This window comes from Hyella patelloides LEGE 07179 (assembly GCF_900659865.1).
GTDB lineage: Bacteria > Cyanobacteriota > Cyanobacteriia > Cyanobacteriales > Xenococcaceae > Hyella > Hyella patelloides.
Genome location: NZ_LR214418.1, coordinates 1 through 1,779, shown reverse-complemented (window position 1 = coordinate 1,779; position 1,779 = coordinate 1). Strand labels below are relative to the sequence as shown.

Below are 1,779 nucleotides of genomic sequence, written 5' to 3'. Positions count from 1 at the left end.
GGCGTTGTTCAAACGAGGGTTACACTTTGGGCAAAAATCAAGCCAGGTACATAGAACAAATGTTTTAAGTTATTGCTCAAAAATAACAAGATGGGAGATACTAATAAATCAAATTAAAATTAGGTAAATATAGTAGTAAACTGAGTGAATTCATCTTCTTCTATAGCTTCTGGTCTTCATCCTCGTCAGCGTCAACAATTAGCAGTTCAAGTCTTATCAAAAAAGTCAAAAATCAGCCATCTAGCTCATGAAGAGGGAGTAAGCCGTAAATTTCTCTACCAACAGAAAGCTCTTGCCCAAAAAGCATTGAATAAAGCTTTTGAAAAGGAAGAGGGAGAGAATGAAGTGCTATATTATCTTCCTATCACTCACTCATGGATATTTCAGTTGATTCTGGCGTTGATTTTAATCTGTCATTGCTCTTACAGAGGAGTTAAGGAGCTATTGAGAGATTTATTTGATTATTCGATTGGTATTGGCACGATCCACAATCGAGTCAAAGAAGTAGTTCAAAAAGCCAGAAAAATCAATCAATCTCAGGATTTATCGCCGATTAAAGTTCCCTTACTGGATGAACTCTTCCAGGGTTCCCAACCCGTTTTGACAGGAGTAGATGCAGATTCGACCTACTGTTTTCTTCTCGAAGCAGTAGAACATCGAGACGAAGATACCTGGGGATGGCATTTACTCGAAGCAGAAGCACAAGGATTGAATCCCGATTACACGATAGCGGATGCAGGTGTTGGTATCAGAGCAGGACAAAAAGCTGCTTGGGGTGATATTCCTTGTCACGGCGATGTGTGGCATATTTTCCATCAAGGTGAAGCATTATGCCGTAATTTAGCCAAAAAAGCCCAAGGTGCCACAACGAGCCGAGAAAAGCTAGAGCATTCGATGAAGTTAGCCAAATTAAAGGGTCAAGGAAACAAATTATCAGCTAAGTTAACTAAAGCTTGTAAAAAAGAAGTAAAATTCCAAAAATTAGCCAGCGACATCAAAATACTGCTCTTTTGGCTAAGAAATGATATTTTGTCTTTGGCAGGGGCAGAATGGTCGGAAAGAATCGAGCTGATGAATTTCATTATTGAAGAGCTTCAACTGAGGGAAGACCAAGCTCACAAAGGGATTAGAGCAATTAGAGTGGCTTTATCGAATCAAAAAAACGATCTCTTAGCTTTTGCTGAAGTATTAGACCAAAAACTCGCAGATATTGCCCAAAAGTTTCGGATTTCTCCCTCTCAAGTGCGAGAGGTTTGTTTCTTAATGAAGAAGTCTCTTTCTACGAACCTCTATTGGCAGAAATGGAATCAACTTTACCAGCAACTAAAAGCAAAATTTCTACCCGTTAAAGAAGCGGTAGAATCAGCAATGAAATCAACTCCCAGAGCCAGTTCGCTAGTGGAAAACCTGAATTCTCGTTTGAGAAATTACTTTTTCTTGAGAAAGCACCTCAATTCTGATTATCTCGATCTGCTTCGGTTTTTCTTGAATCATCGTACCTTCATGGAAAGCCGAGTGGCTAAAAGAGTTGACAAAAGCCCTACCGAGTTGATGACAGGAATTAAACACCCTCATTGGTTAGAAATGCTGGGATTTGAGAAATTTCAAAGGGCTTGAATAACCTGAAGCAATCATAATACTATTGTTCTATCAGCCTATTCATAACCAGGCATAATTTGTGTTGCCTTTGTTACCCAAAATCCCCCGTTTTTGAACTACGCCAAGAAATTTACTATACAAGTGATGCAGCTTTGAGAATGGGTTGTGATGCGATCGCTC

1 protein-coding gene is annotated in these 1,779 nt (G+C 39.3%); it reads left to right on the top strand.

What is annotated here, in order from left to right:
• Positions 1-144 precede the first annotated feature (144 nt).
• Positions 145-1,617 carry a hypothetical protein gene (locus tag H1P_RS35415; RefSeq protein ID WP_144876479.1) on the top strand — a complete coding sequence of 491 codons (1,473 nt, stop codon included), beginning with the start codon at positions 145-147 and terminating at the stop codon, positions 1,615-1,617.
• Positions 1,618-1,779: the final 162 nt, after the last annotated feature.